The organism is Polaromonas sp. (assembly GCF_012927415.1).
Lineage (GTDB): Bacteria > Pseudomonadota > Gammaproteobacteria > Burkholderiales > Burkholderiaceae_C > Polaromonas.
In genome coordinates, this window is sequence record NZ_JABBPF010000193.1 from 21,953 (window position 1) to 30,192 (window position 8,240).

The following is an 8,240-nucleotide window of genomic DNA, read 5'->3' on the forward strand; positions in this document are numbered from 1 at the left end:
AACGTGGCTGCTCTCTTCATTCGGCCTGAAGGCAGCAAAGCAGAATGGCAGGTTTGGCCCGAGCCGGACGTAATACCAGCCGGGGCAATCAAAGAAGCTGCGTCATATCTCTTTGAACTACGGGATAGCGATGAAGCGTTATCGGCCGATCTGCTTATCGACGATGTTTCTGCCGAAGCTTTGCGTTCACGGCAAACGAACGTAGCGCGCTGGCGCTGGACGCTTGGTTTTCATGCGGGCATGGTCGATGTAGTGCTGCGTACACCAAACATGGGAACGCGTCGCTTTGAAATCACAACCGACCCAGACCTGCGCAAGCTTACCCGCAGCGATTTTGACGCTATGGTGCGTGAACTGCTCGAAGATACTTTCGCCCTGTTTTCTCTGAGCGCCTTTCGAAAGGGCATAGCCCGTCAGTCGGGGAGTCGACCACCACCATTAGCCCGACTTGAATTTTTACGGTCACGTGCTGAAGAAATCACCGCAGCAGTTGCAGCAATCGCACGCTCGCCACGTCATTTCCTGAGAGCTGAGGAAGTGACAGTACCGGTACATCGGGCAAGACGAGCTTCGGGACCAGAAATTATCAAGTCATTCCGTTCCGGTGTAATCCGCACTGAAACAGCAACGCCCTCACGCCTGCCTGCCGCCCTGGGTGGTCGTCTGCCGGCACAGATTACGCTGAGGCGACGCCGCAACAGCGTGGACATTCCGGAACACCGGCAGATCAAAGCATGTTTGCGATCCTGGTCGACTTGGTTGTCCGGTATAGCCGATGTGCTCGCAAAAACTGGCGCCTCAGACGACCCTGAAATCGTCACCACTGCAGGCAGCTGGGCCATACGTTCCCGTCATATCTCACGTCGTCTTAATGGTGCTGCATCAGCTGGCTTCATGGCCGAAGTCGGTGAAGGGCCTGCATTCCTGCGCATGTCAGCTCTTTTTCGTAACGATCCGGCTTACCAGCGCTTCTTTCGGCTCTGGCAGGATATGAATCTCGGGCTGGCGGCAGTTTTTGGCGACTTTCTTCAGATGCCGATTGCCCGAACCTACGAACTGTATGAACTCTGGTGTTTTCTACGGCTGCTGCGTGCGGCAGTGGAGGAGTACGGTTCGGCAGAACTTGATTTGAAAAATCTCTTTCAGACGAGTGCTGCAGGCGGCGTGACCATAGCCGCAGGCGCTGTCATAGTCCCGATCGGAGGCGGCAACATTTTGTGCTTCCAGCGCAAGTACCGTGAATACTGGATCGAAGCTGACAGAGCAGGCAGCTTCAGCCGCACTATGGTGCCAGACATCGTATTTGCCGGTCCTGCTTCAGACGGTCATGTTCGCCACGTCATCGTGCTGGATGCGAAGTACCGCATCAATGAGGGCCTGAACGATGCCCTGAATTCAATCCACACATACCGTGATGCTCTGGTTGAAGAAGCAGAAAACGGCCAGCTTAAAGGGATGGTTTCGGCTGCCTATCTGCTGACTCCTCACATACCTTACCTGAATTCTGATTTCAAAAAAACACCAGTACCTGGACGCCTTTTTCATCCTCAGTACCGCGAAAAGTTTCGTTTCGGCGCGGTCACACTGCGCCCCGGCATGAGCATGACCGAGTTGCAGAACTGTCTGAAGCTCATCGTCAATGATGCAACAGCAAGGGCGCCATGACCGATGTGCACACCCCTGCACAGCGCAGGTTCAACATGAGCCGTATTCGCGGGAAGGACACCAAGCCTGAAATGCTGGTCCGGCGAGGCCTGCATTCCCGCGGCATGCGTTATCGGTTGCATGACAGAAAACTTCCTGGCCGCCCAGATCTCGTTTTTTCGCAATTCAACGCGGTCGTTTTCGTTCACGGATGCTTCTGGCACGCTCATAATTGTGCGTTATCGACGTTGCCTGCGATCCGCCAGGATTTCTGGAAGAACAAGCTGGAAAGGAACGCTGAGCGCGATCGCAAGGCAATTGAAGCTCTTCAGCTGGCGGGCTGGCGAGTGCTTGTTATCTGGGAGTGTGCGCTGCGAGGACCTGCCAGACAAGCAGAGGATGACGTCATGAACATTGCCAGCTCAGAAATCCGTTCAGGCTCTAAAAAGCTGCTGGAAATTGCGGGGGAAAAATCGCATTAGACAGCGGTGGACTGCCCGGTGAGCTTCGTTAATCAGTTGTACTGCGCTGCTGGAACGCCCACCAGAAGCAGGGGTGCATGCGCCTGGCGCCAGACACGCCCAAACTTTTTTCCCATTGCTGCCAAGTGATTTCTGTACACCACAACGGCGCAGCTGCTTCGGCTTGTGTCAGTCCAGCTTTTGTTCTTGCTTCAACGATCTGCTCTGGCGTTGGACTGGCTGCCATGTTCATCGGTTAGACCACAGATACTGTCTGCAGATTGCTGAAGTGAATCGCCCCGGAATTCGTGGAGGCCCGTTGGGTTAAGTCAGGCAAACACTGCAGCCTGACTGGCTAATTGCCGATAGAAATTTTCTTCAGCTTCGGCAGGGGGAATGTATCCGATGGGCTCCAGTAGTCGGTGATGGTTAAATTAGGACACCCATTCGAGCGTGGCCAGCTCCAGTGATTCCTTGGTCTTCCAAGGTGCTCTACGGTGTATCTATTCTGCTTTGTACAAGCCGTTAATCGTCTCGGCCAATGCGTTGTCATAGCTGTCGCCTTTACTGCCCACCGACGGCTCGATATGCGCCTCGGCCAATCGCTCGCTGTACCGAATATCGACCTCTACGCGCTTGACCCATTCATTGAGCGTCTGCGGCACGCAGCCAATCTTGGGGGCGATGGATTCAATGGCCGCCCACAGCGAAGGGTACTCGCCTCTGTGCTCCTGCACCAGTCGCACCGCGCGTTCCCGAACCTCGGGTGAAAACTTGTTTGATATCTTCATGGTTCAATCCACTCAGAGATTTGAGCCTCCTCAAAATACGGGGCGATTCAGTGGTGGTCTTCGGCCAGTGTCTGCTTTCTGTACGACAAACGCTTCTAATTGTCAGACCCCGGGATGGGAAGCCGCCGGTCCGCAATGCAGCGGAAGCGGTCTGTCGAGCCCTCTTTTGCGCGGCGACAATTCGTTGGACAATACCGAGAGGACAAAAATGGACGAAACGTACTCGCAGCAGGAACTTCAGACGGTCTACGTGCTTACGAATCCGGCAATGCCCGGTATCGTCAAAATTGGAATGACGCGGGCTTCGGATGCGGGCGAGCGCATCGCAACCCTGGGTAGCAGCAGCGCGGTTCCACTTCCCTTCGATTGCGTCTATGCCTGCAATGTTCCGGACGCAAGAAAGGTCGAGCAGGCGCTTCACCTTGCGTTTGCTCCTGACCGCATCAATCCTTCGCGCGAGTTTTTCAGAACCAAGCCCAGTCAAGTCGTGGCCATTCTGGAGTTGCTGCACCAGGGCAAGGTAGTGACGGCGCAGGTTGAGGCACAGGCGGAAGCCAAGACAGACCCTGAAGCACTTGAATCCGCAGTCAAGGACAAGCGCAAAATGCGTCCAAAGATTGACTATTTGGAGATCGGCTTAAAGGTCGGCGACATCATTACGTTCAGGGATGGCGTCACGACTGCAACGATTGCCGGGCCGCACACGGTGAGGTACCAAGGCGAGGAATCCTCGTTGCAGCGCGTCTCGCTCAAGCTCATGCCTGAAATCGTTGGCCGGGGTGTGGCTTCGAAGTTGTATTGGTCGTTCAATGGCCAATCCTTGGCGGACTTTTACGAAGAATTTCACGGCGATGAGGAGTAAGAACTGCTTCGCACTTGAGGACCACTGCGCGCGCCAAGCTGACTGCCTTCTATCAGTCTAAAGCCGGCATACCTTTTCCCCTCTATCGGGTTAGGGTTTTTGTGGAAATTGTTAGTCTCAATTTCGTGAATGAAATTGCGAGTTTATTTCCTACTAACAGTCCGGGTCATTCAAAAATAACGACGGCTGAGCCATTGCCAGTAGCAATGAAGCAAAGGCGCTGGGCGTCAAGATGGGTGCACCGTGGTTCGAGATCCGGCATCTCACTGATCGCCATGGATTGGTGGCACTTTCTGCTAGTTTCACCCTGTATGGCGACATGAGCGACCGCATGATGACTTTGGCCACCGGGCCGGGGCCGACGCGAGGAATCTACTCTATCAACGAGTCATTCATAGGCTTGGATGGCGTGCGCGGCAATCTAACCAAGCGGGCATTTGACGTGCGCGCGCGCATTAATCAATGGGTAGGCATCCCGTGCGGGGTCGGCATCGGCCACACAAAACCACTGGCCAAGCTAGCCAACTACATCGCCAAAACGGCTGAGCGTAATCCCGGTAGCTACTCCAGCGATCTCGCCCAAGTGTGCAATCTGAGGGCCCTGCCCGCCCAGGGCACCCAGTCGCGCTGGCGTCCTTTTTGCTGCCAACGGAAAAACGCTCGCAAGTGGTGAAGGCTATATCCGCTGGCGCTGCGTTGAGCCAGTCGTCGTACGCCCCCACCGGCAAAACCACAACCATAAACTTTTCGTCCTCCGGCTTGTGAAATTTCTTCATCAAGGCATGCTCCGTGGCATTGACCGTCAGCCTGGTGAAGCTGTGCACGTCTCCCACGGAGCCTTTCCAGACTGACCATAGGCCGGCGATCCCCATGGGGCGGCCATCCGCCTTGGTAATCCGGGTGGCCACAGCCTTACCGCTGCGCCACTCGGGCTCATAGAGGGCAGGAGCGTAGGACGCCCCATGACACCACGAAAGTTTTAGATATGCAAATTGCGAGGGCATGACCGTATGCCTATTCGGGCAGTGTGTGGCATCAGAACGCAGCCACTCCGTCGAGGAAGGAAAAGTCCAAGCAACAACCGAATCGGGCCAGTGGTGGTCTTCGGCCAGTGTCTGCTTTCTGTACGACAAACGCTTCTAATTGTCAGACCCCGGGATGGGAAGCCGCCGGTCCGCAATGCAGCGGAAGCGGGCATTCACCGAAATCTGGTGAATGGCCGGTTTGGGCCAGAAGCGGTCCTTGACGAACGACCGCTATGGGGGATTGTGTTGAAAAACCTCTACGTTCAGAATTCATCGGTCTCGCCAGCCTTTACACGCTGATGGATGCCATTTACTACAGCGAAGCTTACGTCTGCTAGAGCGTGATCTTGGCCATGTTCCGATTGTGGCGATCAACTCGCGCGGGCGCGAGCATCCGCCCACGCTCGACCAAGCGGAGAAAAAGGCGCTTTGGCGAGCGCACTGTTGTTGAACGCATCAACAGTGATTAAAAGATGGCTTTTTCTACGGCAGTACCTGGGTCAACGGGCAAGCGAAAGTCATGTGTCACACCAGCTTTGCGGTGCTGGCTGTCAGTGTGGATGCTTTGATGCGTTTGATGCTGTGTGAGTACCTGCGGCAAGTGCCATCAGGCTAATGGGCCCATTGGTTCATGTGGTGAATGCGCTACAAAAGGTACTTACGTATTGGACAGGCTCGTTCAAATACGACACTTTGAATGATTACTCGCTGCATTCACTCTAAAACCATCCCGCTCGGCTTGGTCAAAATAAAAGATCCAGCAACCAATCATCTGTTGGAATAATTGTTGGGTATTTCGGAGGATCGTGACTGGTCATTCCGCTGATCGTGACCGATGCCCTGAATGAGGGTGATTTTGGGATTCCGCGATCGTGACCGACGATTCCAGGGATCGTGACCGATAGTTTTGGTGCCAGTCATGCACAGCGCAAACCTCATCCACACGGGCTAGGCTCGCGGGCTTTAAACGGAGCCCCGATGCCACCTAAGCAAATGAATACGCGCATGATCAAAGAAGCACTACGGTACAAGTTCGAGCTCGGCCACTCACTCGAACGCACGGCGGTAGCTCGGCAGCAGGCAAATACACGACGCTCGATCCGCACATGCCTGCCAGCCATCTGGCGCATTGGGATTGGTCACCCAAACGTCTGATTGAGTGGGGTCTGTCCATCGGTGTGGCAACTGGCGGCTTGATCCAAAAGCTGCTGGAGCGCTTCAAACACCCCGAGCATGGCTACCGCTCAAGCCTAGGGTTGCCGAGTTTGAGCAAGCGCTATGGCAAAGACCGGCTGGAGGCGGCCTGCGCTTTGGCACTGACGCTGAGCACATGCCAATACCGCCACGTCAAAGACATCCTGGCCAGCGGGCGCGATCAGGTGAAACCCGCCACCGCCGACCTGTGGAGCAGCCCGGAGCACGACTACGTGCGTGGAGTGGGGTACTACCAGTAATGCCCATCCATGAAATTCGCAACCAACGCAAATCAGAACACGAAGAAAGAATCCGCTCCCATGATGACCTAACAAACACTTACCCAACTGCGCAGCCTCAAACTCAGTGGCATGGTCGATGCCTTGCAAGAGCAACTGACCCAACCGTCCATGAGTACCATGAGCTTTGAAGAACGCATGGGTTTGCTGGTGGACCGTGGGGTTTCCAGTCGCGATGATCGCCGCCGCACCCGCCTATTGAGCCTGGCCCAGCTGAAGTATCCGCAGGCCACGATCGAGGATGTTGATACGCGCCGTAGGCGTGGTGTGGAACGGGGCCCCATCACCACGCTGGCGCTGGGTGACTGGATCAAGACGGGCCACACCGTGATCATCAATGGTGCCACTGGTTGCTGCAAGACCTGGCTGGCCTGTGCACTGGGACAGTACGCTTGTCGCCGTGGTCACACGGTCGTGTACATGCGCACGCCGCGATTGGCTGAGGAATTACGGGTTCTGCATGGCTCGGGCGGCTTCGGTAAGTGGCTGCTGCAATTGGCCAAGACGGATGTACTGATTCTGGATGACTGGGCACTGGCACCGCTGGATGCCAGCACGCGGGCTGACTTGCTCGAAGTCATTGATGACCGAGCGGGCAGCAAGGGGACCATCATCAACAGTCAGTTGCCGGAGGAGCACTGGCACAGTTGGATTGGGGACGTCACGATTGCCGACGCGATGCTGGACAGGCTACTGCAAACCACGTGCGGGATCGTCCTCAAAGGCGACTCCATTCGACGGCCCAAGGTAAAACCAACTGGTGAGCAATCAACGCAATCTGCATCAGAAACTTAATGGCAAAGGGGGGCGCTGACGCGCCCTAATATCCATTTAAAAAAGGAGAAATCAAAGACCAAACCAGACTGCCTACAAATCATAATGCGCTGTGCCTGACGGTCTCATTGCGTCGGTCACGATCCCCGGAACGAACGGTCAGGATACCGGAATCATCGGTCGAGATCTGCGGAATAGCCAATCGTGCAAGTGGCTCTAATTCATACCGCGTTCCGCTCTGGCCAGTATTCAAGACAGGTACCAGCCAAGGCCCGGGTTGCATTGCCCGCCCAGCCGTTCTGCCAGCGCCACTCGCGTTTTCAAAGGCCACTGCTGCGCCCAGCCAGCCAGGCCCAGCTGCCTTAACAGGGTCCTAGCAGCAAAAGCCAATGCTTGCAGGAGAACACCGCAAATTCCCTAATTAAGCTGGTTAATCCAAACATTTCGACACATAAGTAAACCTACACGTGACATACTTTTGCCACCGCGTCTTGTATTGTCATTCGCGTGTGTTTAGGCGAACAGCGGCGATGAGAAGGCAAAAAACCAAATGGGCCCTAGCGACAAACTTGAACACGCGATATACACCGCGTGGCTAAATTCCGCCCAAGTGGGTATTTGCGTAATTGACGCTACACAACAGATCGTGTTGTTGAACCCAGTTGCCGGTCAGCTGCTCGGTGTGGACGCCCTGCAGGTGCTGAACAAGCCGATTGAGCATTTGCTTGGGTCTGCCAGCTGGAGCCGGGATATTCTGGAGTGGCTGGACCAATCTGGCACTGACTCTGACTCTGAAAAGCATGTGACCCAAAGCCACCAGGGGCGCGACACGGAACTGCTGCTCAAGTCGACTGCGGTCCGGGCCAGTACCCCCGACCTCGAGACCAGCGGCGCATGGTTTAGGGTCATCTCAATCACTGACATCACGCAACTGCTGCGCGCGCAGCGACAAGTCGAATCCGAGTCTTACCGTCGGCAGTGGCAGGCACTCAATGCTGGCGTCGTGATCTCGGATGCACGCCTGCCGGACATGCCCATCGTCTACGTCAATCCGATGTTTGAACAAATGAGCGGGTACTCTGCTGCCGAAGTGATGGGCCACAACTGCCGCTTTCTGCAAGGAACCGACAACGACCAGCCCGGACTGACGGCAATTCGCACAGCAATTCTTACCCAGACCAACGGCTATG

General features: G+C 55.5%; 6 protein-coding genes and 3 pseudogenes. 7 read left to right on the forward strand and 2 right to left on the reverse strand.

The annotated features are described in order from the left end of the window. Positions 1-3 precede the first annotated feature (3 nt). Positions 4-1,665, forward strand: coding sequence for a DUF2357 domain-containing protein (locus HHJ19_RS15955; RefSeq protein ID WP_296908857.1), 1,662 nt, complete (start codon positions 4-6; stop codon positions 1,663-1,665). After that, the gene (locus HHJ19_RS15960; RefSeq protein ID WP_296908858.1) at positions 1,662-2,126 is read left to right on the forward strand and encodes a very short patch repair endonuclease; all 465 of its coding nucleotides are present in this window, start codon (positions 1,662-1,664) and stop codon (positions 2,124-2,126) included. Before HHJ19_RS15955 ends, HHJ19_RS15960 begins: the two co-directional genes overlap by 4 nt. Before the next feature lie 308 nt (positions 2,127-2,434). On the opposite strand, the pseudogene HHJ19_RS15965 reads toward HHJ19_RS15960, so the two are convergent. Then, positions 2,435-2,731, reverse strand: a pseudogene (locus HHJ19_RS15965) (integrase core domain-containing protein); the annotation flags it as partial. Positions 2,732-3,104: 373 nt separating this feature from the next. Between HHJ19_RS15965 and HHJ19_RS15970 the strand changes: the two are divergent. Together HHJ19_RS15970 and HHJ19_RS15975 are read left to right on the forward strand one after the other, a co-directional pair. Further along, a complete protein-coding gene (locus tag HHJ19_RS15970) occupies positions 3,105-3,758 on the forward strand; it encodes a GIY-YIG nuclease family protein (RefSeq protein WP_296908859.1) in 654 nt (217 codons plus the stop codon). A 175-nt stretch (positions 3,759-3,933) separates the two neighbouring features. Further along, a pseudogene (locus HHJ19_RS15975) lies at positions 3,934-4,368 on the forward strand (DNA polymerase V subunit UmuC); the annotation flags it as partial. 91 nt (positions 4,369-4,459) lie between these two features. Here the strand turns inward: HHJ19_RS15975 and HHJ19_RS15980 are convergent. Then, positions 4,460-4,762, reverse strand: a pseudogene (locus HHJ19_RS15980) (SOS response-associated peptidase family protein); the annotation flags it as partial. A 1,127-nt stretch (positions 4,763-5,889) separates the two neighbouring features. Here HHJ19_RS15980 and HHJ19_RS15985 point away from each other — a divergent pair. The 3 genes from HHJ19_RS15985 to HHJ19_RS15995 all read left to right on the forward strand — a co-directional run. After that, positions 5,890-6,237, forward strand: a complete 348-nt coding sequence (locus HHJ19_RS15985) for a hypothetical protein (protein ID WP_296908860.1) — start codon at positions 5,890-5,892, stop codon at positions 6,235-6,237. 87 nt (positions 6,238-6,324) lie between these two features. Beyond that, entirely contained in the window at positions 6,325-7,071 is a 747-nt protein-coding gene (gene istB / locus HHJ19_RS15990) for an IS21-like element helper ATPase IstB (protein ID WP_296908862.1), read from the forward strand. Between the two features lie 529 nt (positions 7,072-7,600). Further along, on the forward strand, positions 7,601-8,240 hold a 640-nt coding region (locus tag HHJ19_RS15995), incomplete at its 3' end, for a PAS domain-containing sensor histidine kinase (protein WP_296908861.1).

Excerpts from the sequence above, each read along its gene's own strand:
- HHJ19_RS15970 (WP_296908859.1), top strand. The coding sequence starts at position 3,105 with ATGGACGAAACGTACTCGCAGCAGGAACTTCAGACGGTCTACGTGCTT.
- HHJ19_RS15960 (WP_296908858.1), top strand. The coding sequence starts at position 1,662 with ATGACCGATGTGCACACCCCTGCACAGCGCAGGTTCAACATGAGCCGT.
- HHJ19_RS15985 (WP_296908860.1), top strand. The coding sequence starts at position 5,890 with ATGCCTGCCAGCCATCTGGCGCATTGGGATTGGTCACCCAAACGTCTG.